This is a genomic window from Alcaligenes sp. 13f (genome assembly GCF_020496585.1).
GTDB lineage: Bacteria > Pseudomonadota > Gammaproteobacteria > Burkholderiales > Burkholderiaceae_B > Alcaligenes > Alcaligenes phenolicus.
In genome coordinates this window covers 31,296-51,424 of record NZ_JAHKKC010000008.1, presented here as the reverse complement: position 1 = coordinate 51,424, position 20,129 = coordinate 31,296, and the positions used below count along the sequence as shown (strand labels likewise).

Annotated in this window: 17 protein-coding genes and 1 tRNA gene; 11 read left to right on the top strand and 7 right to left on the bottom strand. The window is 56.6% G+C overall.

Features of this window, described 5'->3' with window-relative positions; genetic code table 11:
- Nucleotides 1–47: 47 nt before the first annotated feature.
- On the top strand, nt 48–941 hold the full coding sequence (locus tag KOE80_RS08735; RefSeq protein WP_226348921.1) for a DUF1932 domain-containing protein: 894 nt from the start codon (nt 48–50) through the stop codon (nt 939–941).
- 281 nt (nt 942–1,222) lie between these two features.
- On the opposite strand, the gene mgtE is transcribed toward KOE80_RS08735, so the two are convergent.
- The 3 genes from mgtE to KOE80_RS08720 all read right to left on the bottom strand — a co-directional run bounded on the left by mgtE (nt 1,223) and on the right by KOE80_RS08720 (nt 4,455).
- On the bottom strand, nt 1,223–2,704 hold the full coding sequence (gene mgtE / locus KOE80_RS08730; RefSeq protein ID WP_009455029.1) for a magnesium transporter: 1,482 nt from the start codon (nt 2,702–2,704) through the stop codon (nt 1,223–1,225).
- 21 nt (nt 2,705–2,725) lie between these two features.
- Complete coding sequence (locus KOE80_RS08725) at nt 2,726–3,070, bottom strand: acyl-CoA thioesterase (protein WP_003803527.1); 345 nt, start codon at nt 3,068–3,070, stop codon at nt 2,726–2,728.
- 185 nt (nt 3,071–3,255) lie between these two features.
- Nucleotides 3,256–4,455 (bottom strand): M20 aminoacylase family protein, encoded by a 1,200-nt coding sequence (locus KOE80_RS08720; protein WP_226348920.1) that lies wholly within the window; start codon nt 4,453–4,455, stop codon nt 3,256–3,258.
- A gap of 80 nt (nt 4,456–4,535) precedes the next feature.
- Here KOE80_RS08720 and KOE80_RS08715 point away from each other — a divergent pair, with 80 nt between their 5' ends.
- Nucleotides 4,536–6,233: an AMP-binding protein gene (locus tag KOE80_RS08715; protein WP_226348919.1), complete on the top strand. Its 1,698-nt coding sequence runs from the start codon at nt 4,536–4,538 to the stop codon at nt 6,231–6,233.
- A gap of 155 nt (nt 6,234–6,388) precedes the next feature.
- Here KOE80_RS08715 and KOE80_RS08710 read toward each other — a convergent pair whose 3' ends face one another.
- Nucleotides 6,389–7,252, bottom strand: coding sequence for an inositol monophosphatase family protein (locus KOE80_RS08710; protein WP_226348918.1), 864 nt, complete (start codon nt 7,250–7,252; stop codon nt 6,389–6,391).
- A gap of 132 nt (nt 7,253–7,384) precedes the next feature.
- Here KOE80_RS08710 and mnmC point away from each other — a divergent pair, with 132 nt between their 5' ends.
- The 9 genes from mnmC (at nt 7,385) to glnQ (ending at nt 17,304) form a co-directional block, all read left to right on the top strand.
- Complete coding sequence (gene mnmC / locus KOE80_RS08705) at nt 7,385–9,250, top strand: FAD-dependent 5-carboxymethylaminomethyl-2-thiouridine(34) oxidoreductase MnmC (RefSeq protein WP_226348917.1); 1,866 nt, start codon at nt 7,385–7,387, stop codon at nt 9,248–9,250.
- Nucleotides 9,251–9,401: 151 nt separating this feature from the next.
- The gene (locus tag KOE80_RS08700) at nt 9,402–11,570 is read left to right on the top strand and encodes a glycoside hydrolase family 31 protein (protein WP_226348916.1); all 2,169 of its coding nucleotides are present in this window, start codon (nt 9,402–9,404) and stop codon (nt 11,568–11,570) included.
- Between the two features lie 265 nt (nt 11,571–11,835).
- A tRNA-Lys gene (locus KOE80_RS08695) sits at nt 11,836–11,911 on the top strand.
- 246 nt (nt 11,912–12,157) lie between these two features.
- Nucleotides 12,158–13,168: a methionine ABC transporter ATP-binding protein gene (locus KOE80_RS08690; protein WP_226348915.1), complete on the top strand. Its 1,011-nt coding sequence runs from the start codon at nt 12,158–12,160 to the stop codon at nt 13,166–13,168.
- On the top strand, nt 13,165–13,824 hold the full coding sequence (locus KOE80_RS08685; protein WP_022983463.1) for a methionine ABC transporter permease: 660 nt from the start codon (nt 13,165–13,167) through the stop codon (nt 13,822–13,824). Before KOE80_RS08690 ends, KOE80_RS08685 begins: the two co-directional genes overlap by 4 nt.
- A gap of 50 nt (nt 13,825–13,874) precedes the next feature.
- Nucleotides 13,875–14,666, top strand: coding sequence for a MetQ/NlpA family ABC transporter substrate-binding protein (locus KOE80_RS08680; RefSeq protein ID WP_009455007.1), 792 nt, complete (start codon nt 13,875–13,877; stop codon nt 14,664–14,666).
- A gap of 228 nt (nt 14,667–14,894) precedes the next feature.
- Nucleotides 14,895–15,626, top strand: coding sequence for a glutamine ABC transporter substrate-binding protein GlnH (gene glnH / locus KOE80_RS08675; RefSeq protein WP_373568170.1), 732 nt, complete (start codon nt 14,895–14,897; stop codon nt 15,624–15,626).
- Nucleotides 15,627–15,739: 113 nt separating this feature from the next.
- Nucleotides 15,740–16,579 (top strand): ABC transporter permease subunit, encoded by an 840-nt coding sequence (locus KOE80_RS08670; protein ID WP_226348914.1) that lies wholly within the window; start codon nt 15,740–15,742, stop codon nt 16,577–16,579.
- A complete protein-coding gene (gene glnQ, locus KOE80_RS08665; RefSeq protein ID WP_009454997.1) occupies nt 16,576–17,304 on the top strand; it encodes a glutamine ABC transporter ATP-binding protein GlnQ in 729 nt (242 codons plus the stop codon). Before KOE80_RS08670 ends, glnQ begins: the two co-directional genes overlap by 4 nt.
- Before the next feature lie 110 nt (nt 17,305–17,414).
- Here the strand turns inward: glnQ and KOE80_RS08660 are convergent, their stop codons facing one another.
- The 3 genes from KOE80_RS08660 to KOE80_RS08650 form a co-directional block, all read right to left on the bottom strand.
- Nucleotides 17,415–18,122, bottom strand: a complete 708-nt coding sequence (locus tag KOE80_RS08660) for a hypothetical protein (RefSeq protein WP_009454993.1) — start codon at nt 18,120–18,122, stop codon at nt 17,415–17,417.
- 163 nt (nt 18,123–18,285) lie between these two features.
- On the bottom strand, nt 18,286–18,996 hold the full coding sequence (murU, locus tag KOE80_RS08655) for an N-acetylmuramate alpha-1-phosphate uridylyltransferase MurU (RefSeq protein ID WP_226348913.1): 711 nt from the start codon (nt 18,994–18,996) through the stop codon (nt 18,286–18,288).
- Entirely contained in the window at nt 18,996–20,042 is a 1,047-nt protein-coding gene (locus KOE80_RS08650) for an aminoglycoside phosphotransferase family protein (RefSeq protein ID WP_035271044.1), read from the bottom strand. Before KOE80_RS08650 ends, murU begins: the two co-directional genes overlap by 1 nt.
- Nucleotides 20,043–20,129 lie beyond the last annotated feature (87 nt).

Genomic DNA, 20,129 nt, shown 5'->3' with positions numbered 1-20,129 from the left:
CTTGGTGCTACCGGCTGCGGCTGATCGTTTCTTCTGTGTGTTTTTCTATGACAACATCTCCCTTATTACATCGTGTTGCCCTGATCGGGGCGGGCGAAGTCGCGCGTTTTTATGGTGCTGCCTTGAAGTTGGCTGGTGTGCAGGTGCCGTTTATCCTGGTGCGCCGGGAAAGTGCTGCAGCCAGCGAACTGGCGCAGCAATTGGGAGCGCAACTGTGCTTGCAGGCGGATACGGATTGGCGGAGTCTTGACGGCGTGTTGTCGGCAGTGACGGGAACACAGGCATACATAGTGGCCAAGGCCGTCATGCCGCATTTGTCTGTGAAAGCGCTGTACATGGATTTGTGTACGGCCGAGCCCCAGGACATGGAGAGCATGGACGTTTTGGCGCAAGAGCACGGAATCGAGCTGGCTGACCTGGCGATTATGGGCTCTGTGCCCTCTACAGGCGCTCAGACGGCTTTGTTGGCGGCAGGGCAAGGGTCAGGCAGGGCTGCGGCGTTTTGGCAGGCTCAGGGCGCTTCTGTGCGTATCTTGCCGGGACAGGCGGGGGATGCAATGCGCTTGAAGCTGCTGCGCAGTTTGATGACCAAGGGGCTGGAGGCCTTGGGAATTGAAAACTTGATGCTGGCCGAGCGCATGGGTTTGCGGGCCGAGCTGTATGAAGTCCTGGAGGATTTGAATCAGCGGGGCTTGCAGGACTTCATGGAGTCCTGCCTGCGCAGCCATCTGGTGCACGGCGTGCGCCGCCGAGACGAGGTTCTGCAAGTGCGTCGTCAGCTGGAGCTGGCAGGCATTGCGCCGCGAGTGACCAATGGCGTACTGGATTTTTTTGAGCACACAGCGCAGACCGAGTCTTTGCAAAGAGCTCAGGCCGTGGGGACACAGGAGAGTCTGGAAGTGTTCTTGGAAGAGGCCCGACTGTCGTCCTCACGATCTTAGTTGTTTGGAAGGACAGTTTGGTGCGCGTGTTTGAGTCTGAGGTAACTTTTTTGGGGGGCTATCAAGTTTTTCCCTTCGGGAAAGGGTAAAGAGCTTGTGCTTAATAAGATGAAGCACACATACTGAAATTCAACGTTCAGCAGTCCGATATTTAGATGTTCCAGTGGCCGGATTTTCAGGCCCTCTGGGGCCAAAAGATTAAAAGAGTCGATTGATTCCCTTTGATGCAGAAATAAAAAACCGGCCAGAAGCCGGTTTTTTTAATCATGCCTGCAGGTGATTTACAGCAAGAAAACTGTTGCCAGCCCCAGAAACAGCAAGAAACCCAGTGAGTCCGTCGCAAAGGTCAGCAATACCGAGGAGCCCACAGCAGGGTCATTGCCAAAGCGATCACGCAGAATCGGGATCATCACGCCCAGCGCCGCGCCAATCAACATATTGCCGATCATGGCGGCCATCATCACGGCAGCAATGGCGATCGAGTCGGAGATAAACCAGGCAAAGAATGCCGTTACCGCGCTGCCACAGACACCAACCAGAAAGGTCACCAGCAGTTCGCGCTTGATCAATGGCAGGACGTTGGAACCTGTGACTCGGCCGGTGGCAATGGCACGAATGATCATGGTCATGGTCTGGTTGCCGGAGTTGCCACCAATACCGGCCACAATCGACATCAGGAAAGCCAGGATCACGATGTGGCTGACGGTATCCTCAAAGCGCGAGGCAATGAAGGAAGCCGTTGCCGCTGTACAGAGGTTGATCAGCAGCCAGGGAGCCCGGTTGCGGATAGCCGTACGGATGGGCGAGAAAATATCGTCCTCTTGCAGACCGGCACGAGACAGGGCCTGTTCTTCCGAGTCCTCTTGCAGCACGTCCACTACTTCGTCAATGGTGACTCGGCCAATCAGGCGGCCAATATCGTCCACCACAGGAGCAGACACCAGGTCATAACGCTCAAAGGCCCCGGCCGCATCCGAGTCCGAATCCAGTGGATTCAGCGTCAGATAATCGGTTGACATGACAGAGGACACCAGGGTTTCAGGCTCGCTGACTAACATGCGGGTCAGGGACAGTGTGCCTTGCAGTTTATCGGCCCGGTCCACCACGAAAATCTGGTCAGTGTGGTCTGGCAGTTCCTGCAAACGACGCAGGTAACGCAGGACCACTTCCAGGGTGACATCCTCGCGCACGCGCACCATGTCAAAGTCCATGATGGCGCCCACGGTGTCTTCGGGGTAGCCCATGGCTTCGATCAACTGTGCACGCTCCTCGTCCGTCAGGCCGCGCTGCACGGCTGCCACCACATCGGGCGGCAGGTCAGGGACCAGATCGGCAATTTCGTCGGCATCCATATTGCCGGCGGCCGCGATCAGGTCCGCGGCGTCCATGGAACGAATCAGCGATTCACGTGCCCAGTCCGCTACTTCCAGCAGCACGTCGGCGTCGTGCTCGGCATCCACCAATTGCCAGATGGCCTGGCGCTCCAGCTCGGGCAAGGACTCCAGAATGAAGGCAATGTCGGCCGGGTGCAGATCGTTCAGGATGGCCTTGATCTCGCTTTCATGCTGGCGATGGATCAAGCCCTCAAGCAGGTTGGAGCGGTCGTCGTCCTCGAACTGGCGCTGGGCCAGCGATTCCACCACTTCCTGGCGCTTGAGGATGTTTTTCAGGCGATACAGTGCCTGCTGCGCATCCTCGGGCTCCAGGCGGCGTGGCTTGGGAGTGTCACTGGGCGAAGTAGGGGGTACCAGGTTTTCCTGCATAGGCCTGCCTGTCACGAATACTTAGAGAGGGGGCAGCGGGCGGCTGCGGCGCTCGTCATCGGTAGCCACATAGGTAAGCGTGGCTTCCGTTACCTTGACCGTTTCAAGTTGCAGGCGTTTGCGTTCTGCATACACTTCCACCGAAACCGTAATGGAGGTGCGGCCTGTTTTGATGATTTCTGTGTAGAAACTGAGCAAATCACCCACAAACACGGGCTGCTTGAAGGTGAAGGCATTCACGGAAATGGTGGCAACCCGGCCTTGGGCGCGTCGTGTTGCAGGAATCGCTCCGGCAATGTCCACCTGGGACATGATCCAGCCACCAAACACGTCACCGTGAATATTGGCGTCTGTGGGCATGGGCATGACGCGCAGGGTGGGGGCTCCGTCCGGGAGCGAAGAGATGTTGCTTGAAGTAGTCACAAATACTCCCGTATTGGAAGAAAGGGTGGTGGGACAGATGCCCGTCGCGCGGAGCGCACGCCGTCAACAATAGAACCTGCCATTGTAACGGCAAGCTTTGGCCCCGCTATGAAACATTTGTTAAAGCATCAACGGTGTTGTGCCAGCCAGTCCAGAGCCAGTTTGGCCCAGTAGCTGGCGCCAATAGGAATCAGGGCGTCGTTGAAGTCGTAGCTGCCGTTGTGCAGCATGCATGGACCCATGCCGTGGCCCTGGCTGCGGTGGTCGCCATCGCCATTGCCTAGCCAGACATAGCAGCCGGGGACTTCTTGCAACATGAAGGAGAAATCTTCGGCACCCATGGAAGGGCGGATGTCCTGACGCAGCTTGTCGGGGCCAACCAGCTCCTTGATGACTTGCGCGCAAAAGGCCGCTTGCTCCGGATTATTGATGGTGGGAGGGTAGCGGCGGTCAAAGTCGAACTCGGCCTTGCAACCCTGGGCGGCACAGCTTTGCTCGCACAGTTCGCGCATGCGGGCCTCGACCAGGTCCAGGGCTTCGGTGGAGAAGGTGCGTACCGTGCCGCGCATGACGGCTTCGTTGGGAATAACGTTATCGGCAGAGCCGGCATGAATCTGGGTAATGCTCAGCACCACGGGTTCAAGGGGGTCCACATTGCGGCTGACAATGGTTTGCAGACTTTGCGCCAGTTGCACGGCCGCCATGATGGGGTCCACGCCCAGATGGGGCATGCCTCCATGGGCGCCTTTGCCTTCAATGCGAATTTCAAAGGTATTGCTGGAGGCCATCATGCCGCCTGGCAAAACCCCGAAGGTGCCGGCAGGCATGCCGGGCCAGTTATGCAGGCCGAATACAGCTTGCATGGGGAACAGCGTGAACAAGCCATCCTTGATCATTTCGCGTGCGCCGCCAAAACCTTCTTCGGCAGGCTGAAAAATCAGATAGATGGTGCCCGCAAAATCACGGTGCTCGGACAGGTAGCGCGCTGCACCCAGCAGCATGGCGGTATGTCCATCGTGTCCACAGGCATGCATCTTGCCGTCGTGACGGCTTTTGTGTTCGAACTCGTTCATCTCCTGCATGGGCAGGGCGTCCATATCGGCGCGCAGCCCCACGGATGGACCTTCGCCGCCCGTACCCTTCAGGATACCGACAACGCCTGTCACGCCCAGGCCACGATGTACCGGAATATCCCATTTCTCCAGCCAGGACGCGACTTGATCGGCCGTCCGGGTTTCCTCGAAAGCCAGTTCGGGGTAGGTGTGGAGATCGCGCCGGATAGCCGCAATTTCATGCGACCAGGCGGAAATGGGTTCAAACAGCTTCATGATGCGGGCTTGTCCTTGGGTTTGAACAATAAAGTAGAGTAGAGTTAACCATAAATAAACACGTATTAGGTGACAAGCCCTTGGATACTCAGCAAAAACCTTGGCTCGAGCATTATCCGGCCTCCGTGCCCCATGAGATTCAGTTAGGCGCCGAGCAGACCTTGATCGATTGTCTGGATGCCGCCATGAAAAAGCATAAGGACAGGACTGCGCTGACCTTTATGGGGCATGACATTTCCTATGAACATCTGGACCGCAGCGCGGATGCCTTCGCGGCTTGGTTACAGGCACAGGGTCTGGAGCGTGGCAGCCGTGTGATGTTGATGCTGCCCAATGGTTTGCCCTTCCTGATTTGCTTGCTGGGCACCATGCGGGCGGGCATGGTGGGCGTCAATACCAACCCGCAATACACCGAACGCGAACTGGAGTTCCAACTGGCCGATAGCCAGGCTCAGGTCATTGTGATTCTGGAAACCTTTGCGCATGTGCTGCAGCAAGTTCCTGACAATGTGAAGCCTGCCCACGTGGTGTTGAGTACCGTGGGTGATCTGATGGGGCTCAAGGGCAGCGTGGTGAATTTCGCCGTGCGTTATTTGAAACGCATGGTGCCGTCTTATTCTTTGCCGGGTTCGCACAGTCTGAAGGCCGTGCTGGAGCAGGGCAGCAAATTGAGCCTGAGCCGTCAGCCCGCCAAACCGGATGATTTGGCGCTGTTGCAATACACGGGCGGTACAACGGGCCGCCCTAAAGGCGCCATGTTGAGCCAGCGCAATTTGATGGCAAACGTCTTGCAGGTGGAGGCCGTGGGCTTTCCCGCTTTGGGCGACTTTAAAGGTCCGGCTTACACCATGATGGTGGCCTTGCCGCTGTATCACATCTTTGCGCTGACGGTTTGCGGTCTGTTTGCCATGTATGCAGGTATGCATATGGTGCTGGTGATGAATCCGCGCGATCTCAATTCGGTTTACAAGGCCTGGAAACGCAATCCGCCTGAAGTTGTTCCAGCGGTGAATACCTTGTTCAATGCGCTGGCGAATCACGAAAAATTCCGTACCTTGCCGTTTGCGCAGCTCAAACTGTGTCTGGCCGGTGGTGCCGCCTTGCAAAAAGCCGTGGCCGAGCGTTGGCTGGCTGTGACGGGCTGCCCTTTGATTGAAGGTTATGGTCTGTCGGAAACCTCCCCGGTGGTGGCGGTGAACTCGACGGATTCACGCGATTACAGTGGCACGATTGGATTTCCCTTGCCTTCAACCGATGTGCTCTTGCTGGACGAACAGGGGCAACCGGTTGCCATGGGCGAACAAGGCGAGCTGGCCGTCAAAGGGCCGCAGGTTATGTCGGCTTACTGGAACCAGCCGGAGGAAACCGCCAATGTCTTTACGCCTAATGGTTTCTTGAAGACAGGTGATATCGGTGTCATGGATCAGCAGGGACGTATTCGTCTAGTGGATCGCAAGAAAGACATGATTCTGGTGTCGGGCTTCAACGTTTATCCGAATGAAATTGAAGACGTGGTGGCGGCGCATCCTGATGTGCTGGAAGTGGCGGCGGTGGGGGTGCCCAGCGAGCACAGTGGTGAAAGCATCAAGCTGTTCGTGGTCAAACGTAATCCGTCCTTGACTGAAGCCGATATCAAGCAATGGTGCAAAGAGCGTCTGACGGCGTACAAGCGTCCCCGCATTATTGAGTTCCGTGATGAACTGCCCAAGAGCAATGTGGGCAAGATCTTGCGCCGCGTCCTGCGGGATGAGCAAGTCAAGCCTGAAGCGCAGGCTTGATTTGGCGGTTTGGGGGGACGATTACTCAGCAAATCGCTAAACCTGGCCTGCAACCTGATTTGTATGAAAAAAGCGAGCCGTTTTAAATGGCTCGCTTTTTTATCGGGCGATGAAGATCAGAGCAGGAGGTTTGGCAACTGGCCCCGAATAAGGCGTTAAGGCTTGGGTTTGGTCGGACGCTGTGTCAGCGACGGACGCACCATGCCCAGCAACTCATCGGCAATGTGGGCATTGCCTGCGTAGACGTGACCGCTGACGGGCCAGGGCTCTTCCTGATACAGGTCCTGACACACACCCTTGGCTTCACGCACCAGCAAGGTGCCAGCGGCAACGTCCCAAGGGGCCAGGCCCATTTCCCAGTAACCGTCGTAACGGCCACAAGCCACCCAGGCCAGATCCAGCGCGGCGGCACCCATGCGGCGCACACCACGGCTGCCTGTAATGGAGGCGTTCAGGCTGGGCATGTATTGGTCGGAAAAAGAGAAGTCGCGGAAGGGAAAGCCTGTGGCCAATACCGAGTCCGCCAGTTTTTTCGATGAGGATGTCTGAATACGGCTGCCATTCAACCAGGCGCCCACACCGTACATGGCGGTAAACAGCTCTTCGCGATTGGGGTCGTAGACCACGGCAATGACCGGGGTGTCCTGGGTCAGTAGGCCGTTATCCATTTGGGTGCCGGCAGGAGCAATCAGTGCTACTGAGACGGCATAGTGGGGGATGCCGTGCAGGAAGTTGGTCGTGCCATCCAGCGGGTCGATATACCAGGTGGGACGGCCTGTATTCACGCCGCCGCTTTCCTCGGCCACGATATCAATGTCCGGGGTGCGCTCCATCAGCACACTGATGCAGGCCTGCTCGGCTTCGTGATCGGCTTGCGACACCAGATCGTTGTGCATTTTGTTGCTGATCACCAGAGAGCTACGGTCCGACGCATAGGCTTGTAAAATAGCGGCGGCGGCATGGGCTGCGGTAACAGCAGCGTCCAGGCAGGCGCTGAGCGGTAAACGTGACAATGGCATGGCAATCCGGTTTTAAAAAAGAAAAGTCTGAAGCTGAGACTTTTCATTGTACGTGTTTGTTGGTGTCAGTTTGATTAAGGCCAGTTTAAGGGGTTAGAGCGTGTGTGAGTGTTGTTATGGGCAGGAAAATTAATGGCTGCCTCTGCGTTTGAGCCCCTGGTCCCGGCCGTTCTGGAATTCAATGAGCATGGTGTGCCTGTCAGCGCGGTGTATCAGGATAGCTATCACCCGGCAGATGGCCCTTTGGGGCAGGCACGACGGGTGTTTCTGCACGGTAATGGTCTGCCCGAGCGTTGGCGGGGGCGATCCCAATTTACGATTTGTGAAACCGGCTTTGGACTGGGGGCCAGCTTTCTGGCTACCTGGCAGGCCTGGCGTCAGGACCCGGAGCGCAGCCAGCGGCTGCATTTCGTGTCGGTTGAGGCCCATCCTTTCCGCCAGTCAGATTTGGCGATTCTGTACGCCCGCTTGCCCGAGGAGTTGCAGACCCAAGCCCAGGAACTGCTGGCAGCCTGGCCCATACTGGTGCCGGGCATACACAGGCTGGAGCTGGATAGGGGACAAGTCACACTGACCTTGGCCTTTGGGCAAGCCGAAACCATGATGCGCGAGTTGCACTGCCATGCGGACGCGTTTTACCTGGATGGCTTTGCGCCCCGTGGCAATCCTTCCATGTGGTCGCGGTCGGTCCTGGGGCAACTGGTGCGTCTGGCTGCGCCGGGGGCGACAGCGGCTTCCTGGTGCTGTGCCGGGCAGGTGCGACGTGATCTGGCCTCGGTAGGTTTTGAAGTGGAAAAAGTCCCCGGTGCCGGGGGGAAGTGGTGCACCATTCGCGCTCGCTTGCGTCCCCACCTGGGACGACGCAGCAATTTGCCACCACAGCAAGGGCGGGCGGTAGTGATTGGTGCCGGTTTGGCGGGGGCGACCTGTGCCTGGGAGTTGGCCCGCAAAGGTGTGCCCGTTCTGGTTGGTGATCCGGCACTGAGCCAGGGCCTGGATGCGACGCATCAAGGTCACCGTCTGGCTGCCATCTCCCCCGTGTTCGCCCTGGATGATGCCCCCTTGGCCCGCTTGAGCCGTAATGCTGTTCTGCATGCCTGGCAGGGCTGGAAAGACTTGCCGGAAGCGGCTCGCCCGCGTCGAGTCGGAACCTTGGTGTTTGGGCAGGCGGGCAATAGTGATGCCGAAATTCAGCAGGCGCTGGAGCGTTTGGCCTTGGACCAGGATTGGGTGCAATGGCTGGATCGTGAGCAGGGCTCGGCCTTGGCTGGGGTGCCGCTGCAAGGCGGTGGCCTGTATTTTCCGCAAGGCATGGTAGTGAATCCCGGTGCACTGGTGGCTCATCTGCTGGATCACCCCTTGATTCAATGTCTGCCAGAGCAGGTGTCCTTGCGAGCCGGCCCGGAGCCGGAAGTGTGGGAGGTCTGCAATCAGCAGGGGGAGCGCCTGGAAAGCAGCAATCGTGTAGTGATAGCTGCGGCAGCCCAAAGCCTGAGTTTGCTGCCCGACGAGTTCTTGGCCCAGCATCCCCTGCCACGGCTGGCGGCCATGCAGCGTCTGGCCGGGCAGGTGACATACTTGCCTGCCGAACAGGCTTTGACTCGTGGCGAAGTGACTTTAAGCGGTCAGGGCTATATCCTGCCTGTAGGCTCGCAGGGGCAAGTCATTGGTAGCACCTACGAACGTTTGGGTGAGGCTGCCCAGGTCAGTTGCCAGGGTCATCAGCAAAATATAGAAAAAGTTTCTGCCATGCTGGCTCATCCCGCTGTGGCGGTGGCAACACCCGAACAGGGATGGGCCGGTTGGCGCTGTGCTTTAAGTGATCATTTGCCCGTGATGGGTTTTGTGCCGGGCCTGCCCGGTTTGTTTATGGCTGCGGCTTACGGCTCACGTGGTTTGAGTTGGAGCCTGCTGGCAGCCCGTTTGTTTGCCGCTTATTGTCTGGAGGAACCCATTCCTTTGGAGCGGCGTTTGGAGCAAGCCTTAATACCTCGCTAAGGCCCTTTTTTCGAATTATTTCGGCGAAATTTGAAGCAACATTTTCCTTTGTAGCGCAAATACGTCAAAATAGTGGCCTTGTTAAGTAATCTTGAGCGTGACCCTGCGATCAGCATCGTGCCGTTCGCTCCACTCTGACGACGTGACACAATTGTTTAATCATCTGAGTTTGTTGACGACGAAACCGGCCCAGGCCGATTTCGCTTTTGTCGAAACCGATTTTGCGCTGCGCATCGAAGCTCATGCGCCGGGTGTTTTTCGTTTCCGCTGTATGCCGGCTACCCGGCTCGATAATGAAAAGCTCAGTACCCGTGCCAAAGCTTTGGGCGATATGCTGCTGGCCCGCCATGAGGCGGTCAGCGAATTTCAACTGGAAGCAGCCGATTCGGGCTGGCGGATTGAGCAGGGCGAGCTTGCCCTGCACATTAAGGCCAATCCGTGGCGCTTTGAAGTCCGGCGTGGCGAGCAACTGCTCTTGAGCAGTGGCGATCAGCCATTGATGCTCGAGCAGGAGCCCAATAGTTGCTGGCAACTGGTTCTGGCCCTGGCCGAGGAAGACGCCCTGTATGGTTTGGGCGAAACCCTGGGCGAACTGGACCGCCGAGAGGAAACGGTTGATACCGATCGTCCGGACGACCGCAGCCTGCCTTTGCTCTGGAGCACCCAAGGCTGGGGTTTATACATCAATACCTTCGAGCGGGTTGAACATGATCTGGGTCAGCAAGATCTGGATGCGTACCGCGCTCGTGTACACGCTGCCGACCTGGATTTCTTCCTGTTCCTGGGTGATCCCAGCGAAATCATCAACCAGTACTCCGCCTTGACGGGCCGTGCTGGTCAGCCCGGTGTCACGCCTATGGGCTTGTGGCTGGATGGCGCTCAGGCGCAGGATGTAACGTCCTTGCGTGAGCTGGCCAATCAGTGCCGCGAGCAGGGCATTGCGCTGGATGTGGCCGTCTTGCCGCCACCGGAGCCTTACGATTTTCAGCAGGACAAGCCTACGCTGGAGTGGGATGCCGCCCGCATGGCTGACCCTCGCGACGCTTTCTCTGCCTTGCAGAATGATCAGTTGCAGCTGGCCGCCTGGACTCGTCCTTGCGTACTGGCGGGCACCAGCTTGTTCGAAGAGTGGGAAGATCGCGGTTGGTTGCTTATCAATGATGACGACGGCTGCGCCTATGTCTTCCCTGGCGATGAGCTAAGCGGTGGTCGCGACTACGGTTTGCTGGACCTGACCCACAAAGACGTGTTCCGCATGTGGACCGAGCGCCAGCGTCAGATGGTCGACGATGGTCTGGGTGCCGTGCTGTGCAATGCCCGTTTTGATATTCCGGATGCCATCACCAGCCGTGGTGGCGAGTCTGGCGCCCTGTTGCGTGCAATTTACCCTGTGTTGGCACGTCAGGCCCTGTTTGATGCTGTTGCCGGTCACAAGACACCGCAAGAAGGCGTGGTTGCCAGCCGCGACCTGAGCCCATCTTCCCAGCGCTTTGCCTGGCAGTTGGGCCCGCAGGTGGAAAATACCTGGGCAGGTCTGACGCAATCCTTGAAGTCCGCCTTGGCTACCGGTAATAGCGGCGTGCCTATCCAGATTCATGGCTGGGGCAATGCGGCTGCATCGACTAGCGAAATGACGCCAGAGTTGTATCTGCGTTGGTTGGCCATGTCGGTTTTCTCGGCAAACTTCAGCCTGCAAGGTATTCCTGCCTTGCGTCCTGATGCGTTTGACGAAGAAACCCAGGCTCAGGTTGCTCATTGGCTGGAGTGGCGTTTCCGTCTGGTGCCTTATGTATTGGGCATTATTGAAGACGCCGTGCGTACTGGCTTGCCGGTACAGCGCTCCATGGCTCAAAGCTTCCCGGCAGATGCCCAGGCTCGCTTGTGGGATACCCAGTATTTGTTGGGTCCTGCCTTGCTGGTGGCTCCTGTCTTGCAGCCTGGTCAGGATGTTGAGGTCTATCTGCCTGAGGGCGATGCCTGGTGGGATCTGAGCACAGGCTGGCGCTATGAAGGCGGCACCATCCTGAAAATGACTGTGGGTCTGGATCGCTTGCCGGTCTTTGGCCGCGAAGGCCATATGCTGTGTCTGGGACCAGTGGTCAAGCATACATCCGAGTTCAACTCGGCTCGTTTGCTGGATGAGGTCTGGATGTTTGGCATGCCCGAGCACAGCCCGGTTGTGATGCGCAACAAGATTCGCGTCATGCAGATGCAGGGTTCGAGCTACATCAAGGGTCTGGAAGGATTGAAGATCCTGCCGTCCGAAGGGCTGGAGGTCAAACGCCGTGGTGCCGAGGTCCGTATTTCTCGTGCCCGTTAAGCGCTAGACGAACCTGATCGTCTTTGAATGCCTCCCGGCATTGGGGTCTGACCTCAGTCTCGGGAGGCATTTTCTATTTTCAGCAGTAAATACTCCTGGATAGATGTTCCGATTTTGTTTCTGAAACAGGGAAAAGGGCAGGGGCGGGGCCTTGGCAAGACGCTGTTTTCAGGTTTTTTAAAGAAAAACGCCTTTTTTCCAATTATTTTGCATTTAGTGCTTGACGGCTCCTTCGAATCAGGCCATAATTTCATCTTTCAGTCGGGGGTCGTTAGCTCAGTCGGTAGAGCAGCGGACTTTTAATCCGTTGGTCGCGCGTTCGAGTCGCGCACGACCCACCACTAAACTGAAACGTAGAAACAAGGCCGCTCTTAGCGGCCTTTTTCTTTGGGCGCTTGCCTTGCACAGCCAAGGTCACATCCGCGCATTGGCCGGTCGGAAATCTTGCTATACAGTGCAGCCCTCAGTATGGTTTCAATATTTCCTTGGGTTATATCTATCTGGTCATAGTCAAATTTGCTTTATGGTAAATTTCGCTTACAGCTCAGGCTTTTATAACTCGACTGACTAACTAGGCTGAGTTCATCTTGATTCGTCTTGAACACATCTCAAAAACCTATTCTTTGGCAGGCAAGACCGTTCATGCTTTGAACGACGTTTCCTTGCAGATTCACCGAGGAGAGGTCTTCGGTATTATTGGTCGCTCGGGTGCTGGGAAAAGTACGCTGATCCGCATGCTCAATCTGCTTGAGCAACCTAGTTCAGGCCAGGTCTGGGTGCAGGATCAGGACATCACACGCTTTTCGGGTGCGCAGTTGCGCGCGTTCCGACAAGGCGTGGGCATGGTGTTCCAGCATTTCAATCTGCTCCATTCCCGCACGGTTCTGGATAATGTCTGTTTTCCTCTGCGCCTGGCAGGGGTGGATCGCGCCCAACGTCACGCTCGCGCTCTGGAAGTGCTGGAGCTGGTGGGCTTGAAGGACCATGCCAATAAGTATCCCCGTCAGTTGTCGGGCGGACAACAGCAGCGCGTCGGTATTGCCCGTGCCCTGGCTAATCGGCCGCAGCTTTTGCTGTGCGACGAAGCGACCTCGGCACTGGATCCAGAAACCACCCAGTCGATCTTGCGTTTGCTGCGTGAGATCAATCAGGAATTGGGGCTGACGATTGTCCTGATTACGCACGGCATGGACGTGATTCGCTCTGTCTGTGATCGGGTTGCCGTGATTGATGCCGGCAAGATCGTGGAGTGTGGTGAAGTGCTGGATGTGTTCCTGCACCCGCATCATCCCACTACGCAGTCCTTGCTCAGTGAAAGCGGCGTGAACGCTGACGACTGGCATGCCTTGGCAGAAGGTGTGCCCGGTAGTGTCATGCGCTTGAGCGTGCGCGGTGTGGCGACAACGGAGCCTTTGATCAGCCGCATTACCAGCCAGCTGGGGCTGAATGTCAGCATCTTGCAGGGGGCCATTGGCCGCATCAAGACCGAGCCTTACGGACAACTGGTCGTGGCCGTGGAAGGCGATGTGCAGGCTAAAGCAGGGCTGGATGCCTTGCTGACTGAATTGAATGTCCAATTTGAGGTATTGCGACCATGAACTTTAGCAACCTGGATTGGGCGCTGATTGGTGAAGCCACGATTGATACCTTGTTGATGACGGGTATTTCGCTGGGCTTTACCGCAATTATTGGTTTGCCATTAGGCGTACTGCTGTTTCTGACCAGCCGCAAGCAGATGCTGGACAATGCCTGGATCTACCAGAGCTTGTCCCTGATCGTGAATATCTTGCGGTCCGTGCCGTTCCTGATTCTCCTGATCGTCATTATTCCTTTGACGCGCATTCTGGCCGGTACGTCGTTGGGCGTGCAGGGCGCTATTCCACCCTTGGTCCTGAGCGCCGCGCCGTTTTTTGCCCGTTTGGTGGAAAACGTCCTGCGTGAACTGGACCCCGGTGTGAATGAGGCCTGCCGTGCCATGGGAGCGAACTCCCGTCAGACCGTCTTGCTGGCTTTGCTGCCTGAGGCGACGACTGGCATAGTGGCGGCCCTGATTGTGACCGCCATTGCCCTGGTGGGGTATTCGGCCATGTCCGGTGTGATCGGCGGCGGTGGCCTGGGTGACCTGGCCTTGCGCTTTGGTTATCAACGATATCAAACGGATGTCATGGTGGTGACCGTGACTATCCTGGTGGTGCTGGTGCAACTCCTGCAGGTGTTTGGAGACGCCATGGTGGCTCGCTTGAGCCGAAAATAAGTCCTGGCAGCTATCGTCATAGTCTTGCCTTTCTGAAACTGGAGTCGCTCATGTCTTTGAAGAAATTTGTTCCCGTTCTGGCCTTGTCCGTGTCGGCTCTGCTGGCCAGTGTGGCCCAAGCTGCCGAGACCCTGTCGGTTGCTGCTACCCCCGTGCCGCATGCCGAGCTGCTGGAGTTTGTGAAGCCTGCTTTGGCCAAGGAAGGTGTGAACCTGGATATCAAGGTGTTCACCGATTATGTGCAGCCCAACCAGCAAGTGGCTGACGGCCATATCGATGCCAACTTCTTCCAGCACAAACCTTACCTGGATACGTTCAACAAAGAACACAAAACCGATCTGGTGTCGGTGGCTGTGGTTCACGTTGAGCCCTTCGGTGCTTACTCCACCAAGATCAAGAGCCTGGATGAGCTGAAAGAAGGCGCGCTGGTGGCGATCCCTAACGATCCTTCCAACGGTGCCCGTGCCTTGCTGCTGCTGCAAAAAGCCGGTGTTCTGACTCTGAAAGATCCCTCCAACATTCTGGCAACCTCGCGTGATGTGGACCAGAACCCCAAGAAGCTGAAGTTCAAGGAGCTGGAAGCCGCTACCTTGCCTCGCGTTCTGGCTGATGTGGATATCGCCCTGATCAACACCAACTACGCGCTGGAAGCCGGTCTGAACCCCACCAAGGATGCTTTGGCTATCGAAGGTGCAGACTCCCCTTACGCCAACTTGATCGCTGTAGCTGCCAAGTCCAAGGATGACCCACGCGTGGCCAAGCTGATCCAGGCTCTGCATAGCGAAGACGTGAAGAAATTCATCGCTGACAAGTACAAAGGTTCTATTGTTCCTGCGTTCTGAATTTGAGTGTTGATACGACTCGCTGTATGAAAAAACCTCGGGATTTCCCGAGGTTTTTCTTTTTTTAAAACTATTAAATACAAACAGTTGTGCTGCTTCGGGTAGGATAGATCAACGCTGGGGCAGGTCATGAGCCTGCGCTGACTTGGGTAAAACATCGAACTGGCTGGTTTTTGGTCAGTCCCTACAGAGGAGTAACGGATGTTCAATAAGAAAATGAAAACCCTGATGGCCGGTTTGGCCTTGGCTTTGGCTTTGCCCGCTGGGCAGGCTCTGGCACAACAAGGCAAAGAGCTGGTGGTCGCAACCGATACGGCGTTTGTGCCTTTTGAGTTCAAGCAAAACGGTAAATACACCGGTTTTGACATCGACCTGTGGGATGCGGTCGCCAAGAAGGCCAATCTGAATTACCGCTTCCAGCCCATGGACTTCAACGGCATTATTCCGGGCCTGCAAACTCGCAATCTGGATGCTGCGCTGGCCGGGATCACCATTCGTGATGACCGCAAGCAAGTGATCGATTTCTCCGATCCTTACTACGAAAGCGGTCTGGCCATTCTGGTCAACACCGATAACTCGGCCATCAAGACTGCCTCCGATCTGGAAGGCAAGACTGTGGCGGTGAAGATCGGCACCGCCACGGTGGACTTCATGCAGCGCTCGGTTCCTACTGCCAAGCTCAAGCTGTTCCCCAATATCGACAATGCCTTCCTGGAGCTGGCAACTGGCCGTGTGGACGCGGTGGTGCACGATACGCCTAACGTGCAGTACTACGCCCAGACTGGCGGTAAGGATCGTGTGAAGGTCACTGGTGCCGTGAAAAGTGGTGACTTCTACGGTATTGCCTTTCCCAAGGACAGCGAACTGGTTCCGGTCGTGAATCAGGCTTTGAAAGATATTCGTGCTGATGGCACCTACGACAAAATCTACCAGAAATGGTTTGGTAAACAGCCTGAATAAACAGGCGTAAAGCCAAGCGCATGCCAAGCGGTGATCGCGTGTCGTAACGGGATCACCGCTTTTATTTTTTGACGCTCTGTTGTGGGCGTTTATTCAAAGACAAAGGTAGCACTGTGACTTTTGAATGGGACGCTATCTGGGGGGCTTTACCCAGCCTGCTGGAAGGTACAAAAATGACGCTGCTCATTACCCTTTTGGGGTTGGTGGGTGGCGCTATATTGGGTTTTCTGACCGGGGTGATTACCACCTATATTCGGGTACCGGTCACCTGGCGCCGAGCCGCCTTGTTCGTGTTGGGCGTGTTTGCACTGGGCTTTGCGCTCAAGGGCCTGTCCTGGCTGATGAGCAATTGGCTGAGCTTTGTGCCAGCCTGGATCTGGAGCTCCATACAGGCGCTGATCGCTCTGTCGCTATTGGGCTTTTTCAGACGCTATCTGTTGTATGTGCTCTCTTTCCTATGCCAGCTTTACGTGCTGTTCATACGCGGCACGCCTATCGTGGTGCAGGTGATGTTCATCTACTTCGCACTGCCCATGCTGGCCAGTATCCGAATTGACGGGCTGACCGCGGCGATCTTTACCTTGATGATCAACTCCGGGGCCTATATTTCCGAGATTGTGCGTGGTGCCTTGCAATCTGTGCCCAAGGGCCTGAAAGAGGCCGGAGAGGCCATGGGCCTGCCATTTCACAAGATCTTGCGCCACATTATTGGACCGGTGGCGTTTCGCCGCATGATTCCCGCCATGGGTAACCAGTGCATCATCAGCTTGAAGGATTCTTCGCTATTTATTGTGATTGGGGTTGCTGAGCTGACTCGTCAGGGCCAGGAAATTATTGCGAACAACTTCCGTTCGGTGGAGATTTGGGGAGCGGTGGCGGTGATCTACCTGATCCTGACCAGCCTGATTGCCCTGACTCTGAAGTTTATTGAACATCGCATGAGGATTGTATGAGTATTGTCGAGTTCAAGAAGGTAACCAAGCGCTTTGGCGACAATATCGTGCTCGACGATATCAGTCTGAATATTGATAAAGGCGAAGTGGTTGTGGTGGTTGGCCCGTCCGGATCGGGGAAATCCACCTTCCTGCGCTGCATCAACAAGCTGGAAGACATTCAGGCTGGCGATATCGTGGTCAATGGTTTGAGCGTCAATGGCACGCCCGCTCAGGTGCGCGACTTGCGCCGGGAAGCAGGGATGGTGTTCCAGCAGTTCAATCTGTTTCCGCAGATGAGCGCGTTGGAAAACGTCATGTTCGGGCCCATCCATACGCGTGGAACCAGCCGCTCTCAGGCACGCGAGGAAGCGACGGAGTTGCTGGCCAAGGTCGGCCTGGCCGAGCGTATGAATCATTATCCTAACGAGCTGTCCGGTGGCCAGCAGCAGCGGGTCGCCATTGCTCGTGCCCTGGCGATCAAACCCAAGCTGATGCTGTTTGATGAGCCTACCTCCGCACTGGACCCGGAACTGCGTCAGGAAGTGCTCAAGGTCATGCAGTTGCTGGCGGAAGAGGGCATGACCATGGTGGTGGTGACACACGAGATGGATTTTGCGCGTCGTGTGGGTAGCCGTCTGATCTTTATTGATCAGGGCAGGGTGGCGCACGATGGTCCACCTGCGGAGTTGCTGAGCAATCCACCTAGCCAACGTTTGAAAGACTTTTTGCAGCACGTGGCTTAAGAGTCTGGCTGGATCGTCGGCTAAAAAAAGCCCTTCAGGATTTTGGCGATGAAGCCAAGGGCCTGAAGGGCTTTCTTGTGACTATCAGCCTGTGCGTGACAGGTCAGCGCTTATCGGGAGGGCGTCACGTAGATGGTGCGCGTGGCAACGACGCGGTTCGCGCCATCCGGCTTGATGCGGATCGTGACCTGACGGGGCGTAAAGCCGGCGGGCAGCTCTGCGGAGCCATTGATGTAGGCGTAACGGCCTACGCTGACAGGCTGGCTGGGCAGGTCCACATTGCCGCTGCGACCATTGCTGTAGCGGCCAGCAGCAACCAACTCCATGGTGCCGGTGAATTCGGCGTCCTTGCCCTTGTCCTGCATTAGCAGCACAAAGTGGTTCAGTTGGCCGTCCGTAACCGAGAACTCGGCAGCGCGAATGCCAGGGGAGGTGCCGCGCGGGTCAGGAGGCATGGCATCGGCAAATAGCGCGATATCCTTTTCCAGCTTGGTGACCATGGCCTGCAGATCGCTGGTCTGTTTGCCCAGCTTGTCTTCCTTCTGGCTGACATCTTCAAGATCGCGACTGGTCTGGTTCAACTGAGCTTGCAGACGTTGCTTGTCAGCATTGGCGCTGTTGAGGTCATAGTGCAGTTGTTCCGACTGCTCCACGGTCAGGCGCGTAGGGCCATAACTTTTTTGCAAGAACAGCAGGCCACCAGCACCTAGGGCAATACCTGTCAAAAGCAGGACAAACCAGCGTGGAATACGGCGTTTTCGACGGCTGGAGCCGTAGGCGGTGGGTTTGAATACGGTGCGTTTGGAGGAACCAAGCATGAGAACAGACGTTCCTGTCAGACAAGGGACTCAAAGCAAATCAAGTCCCGATTACAAAACCCATTAGCATAGACGTCATTGGGGCTACGGAGGCGGGATGGCTGGCTTTGTTGCCCTTTGTTGTGCTTGGAAACGTCTGCCAGCTAGCCTGGAAAATATCAGTTTACTGTGAGGGTGCTAACGATTCCAAGTGTTGGTTTAACTGGGCTAATCGTTCGGGGGTACCGACATCCATCCAGAAACCTTCATGCAGACTGCCCAGCACCTGCCGGCGCTCGATGGCGGCATGCAGCAGGGGGGCGGCTTTGGCAGGCTGATCTTTGGGCAGATGGGCAAAGAGTTCGGGTTTGTAGACCCCTATGCCGCTCAAGGTGGCGCTGCGGGCACCCGCAAGGGTTTTGGCACATAGGTGCAATTGTCCTTCTTGCATGCCAAAGTCACCTTCGGGGTGGTGGGGCGGGTTGGGGGTCAGGATCAACCAGGCCTGCTCCGGGCCAGCTTGCAAACGTTCGGCCATGGCAAAGGCTTGGGCAGGATCCCAATCGGACCAGATATCGCCATTCATTAACAGGAAAGGCTGGTCCTGGAAAAAATCCAGTGCCTTGGCAATACCACCGGCAGTTTCCAGGGCAGATGATTCAGGCGAGTAGCTCAGGCGCAGGCCCCATTGGCTGCCATCACCCAGAGTGGATTCAATCTGCTCACCCAGCCAGGCGTGATTGATGATGACTTCTCGAAAGCCGGCTTTGGCCAGCGCGCGCAAGTGCCAGACGATGAGAGGCCGACCACCTGCCGGAATCAGGGGTTTGGGGCAGGTGTCGGTCAAGGGGCGCATGCGCTCACCTCGACCGGCCGCCAGAATCATGGCGCGCATCAGACCGTCATGCCCAAAACAGTTTGGCGACCTTCCAGGCGGTTCAGCAGGCGCAGCAAACCGTTAAAACACTCGTAGCGGCTGGCCACCTGATGTACATAGCCCAGCAGGCGGGGCATATGGTCCAGATAATGATGTTTGCCGTCACGCAGAGAGAGGCGGGCAAACACACCCAGAATGCGCAGATTGCGTTGCAGGCCCATCCATTCGTATTGCTGGTGGAACACGGCAAAGTCGGCAGGCACATCCAGGCCGGCTTCCATGGCGGCTTGCCAGTAGCGAATTGCCCAGTCCAGTTGCTGCTCTTCCGTCCAGGTAACACGCGCGTCCATCACCAGGGAGGCAATGTCATAGGTGATGGGGCCAGCCAGGGCGTCCTGGTAGTCGATAACACCGGGCTCGCTTTGGCCGGGCAGGGGCATCATCAAATTAGGGCTGTGGAAATCCCGGTGCACGAGTACAGTAGCGCTTTGCACATTGGCTTGAACCAGCTCGGCAAAGGTTTTGCGCAACATCTCCTGATCTTTTTCGCTCAGTTCGAACTGGCGATGTTTTTGGATGTACCACTCGGGGAACACCTGCAGCTCTTCCAGCAAACGCTGTTCGTTGTAGGGAGGCAAGCCCGTGGTGTCGGCTTGTTGCAATTTCACCAAGGTCAACAGTGTACTGCGGTACAGTTTGTCCAGCTCGCTTTGCGGCATGGGGTTTTTCAGCGCGGTCTGAAAATTGTCCTGGCCCAGATCGCTGAGCAGCAAAAAGCCTTGTTCAGTGTCTGCTGCCAGGATTTCGGGCACGTGGATGCCCGTCGGTGCCAGCAGCTCGGTAACGTGTACGAAGGGCTTGCAGTCTTCTGTGGCCGGAGGCGCATCCATCAAAACGACGGTTCGATCCTGGGCTTGCAGGCGAAAGTAACGGCGAAAGCTGGCGTCGCTGGAGGCCGCTTGCAGGCTGTCCAGATCCAGCCCAAAACGGGACTTCAGGGTGTTCAGCCAAGTGATCGCTTGTTGCAAACGAGGGTCGGTAGCGGCAGAAATAGAAGCAGACATAGATAAAGGGAAGCAGAAGATCGTAACGGATTAGTGTTTAGCAGTGCCGCTAAACGGCAGGCTTAACTATAATACCGGGTCGCCAGG

Bases quoted from the DNA above. Each gene is read 5' to 3' on its own strand.
- KOE80_RS08735 (WP_226348921.1), top strand. From the start codon at position 48: ATGACAACATCTCCCTTATTACATCGTGTTGCCCTGATCGGGGCGGGC.
- mgtE (WP_009455029.1), bottom strand. From the start codon at position 2,704: ATGCAGGAAAACCTGGTACCCCCTACTTCGCCCAGTGACACTCCCAAG.
- KOE80_RS08725 (WP_003803527.1), bottom strand. From the start codon at position 3,070: ATGCCCATGCCCACAGACGCCAATATTCACGGTGACGTGTTTGGTGGC.
- KOE80_RS08720 (WP_226348920.1), bottom strand. From the start codon at position 4,455: ATGAAGCTGTTTGAACCCATTTCCGCCTGGTCGCATGAAATTGCGGCT.
- KOE80_RS08710 (WP_226348918.1), bottom strand. From the start codon at position 7,252: ATGCCATTGTCACGTTTACCGCTCAGCGCCTGCCTGGACGCTGCTGTT.
- mnmC (WP_226348917.1), top strand. From the start codon at position 7,385: ATGGCTGCCTCTGCGTTTGAGCCCCTGGTCCCGGCCGTTCTGGAATTC.
- KOE80_RS08685 (WP_022983463.1), top strand. From the start codon at position 13,165: ATGAACTTTAGCAACCTGGATTGGGCGCTGATTGGTGAAGCCACGATT.
- KOE80_RS08680 (WP_009455007.1), top strand. From the start codon at position 13,875: ATGTCTTTGAAGAAATTTGTTCCCGTTCTGGCCTTGTCCGTGTCGGCT.
- glnH (WP_373568170.1), top strand. From the start codon at position 14,895: ATGGCCGGTTTGGCCTTGGCTTTGGCTTTGCCCGCTGGGCAGGCTCTG.
- glnQ (WP_009454997.1), top strand. From the start codon at position 16,576: ATGAGTATTGTCGAGTTCAAGAAGGTAACCAAGCGCTTTGGCGACAAT.
- KOE80_RS08660 (WP_009454993.1), bottom strand. From the start codon at position 18,122: ATGCTTGGTTCCTCCAAACGCACCGTATTCAAACCCACCGCCTACGGC.
- murU (WP_226348913.1), bottom strand. From the start codon at position 18,996: ATGCGCGCCATGATTCTGGCGGCCGGTCGAGGTGAGCGCATGCGCCCC.
- KOE80_RS08650 (WP_035271044.1), bottom strand. From the start codon at position 20,042: ATGTCTGCTTCTATTTCTGCCGCTACCGACCCTCGTTTGCAACAAGCG.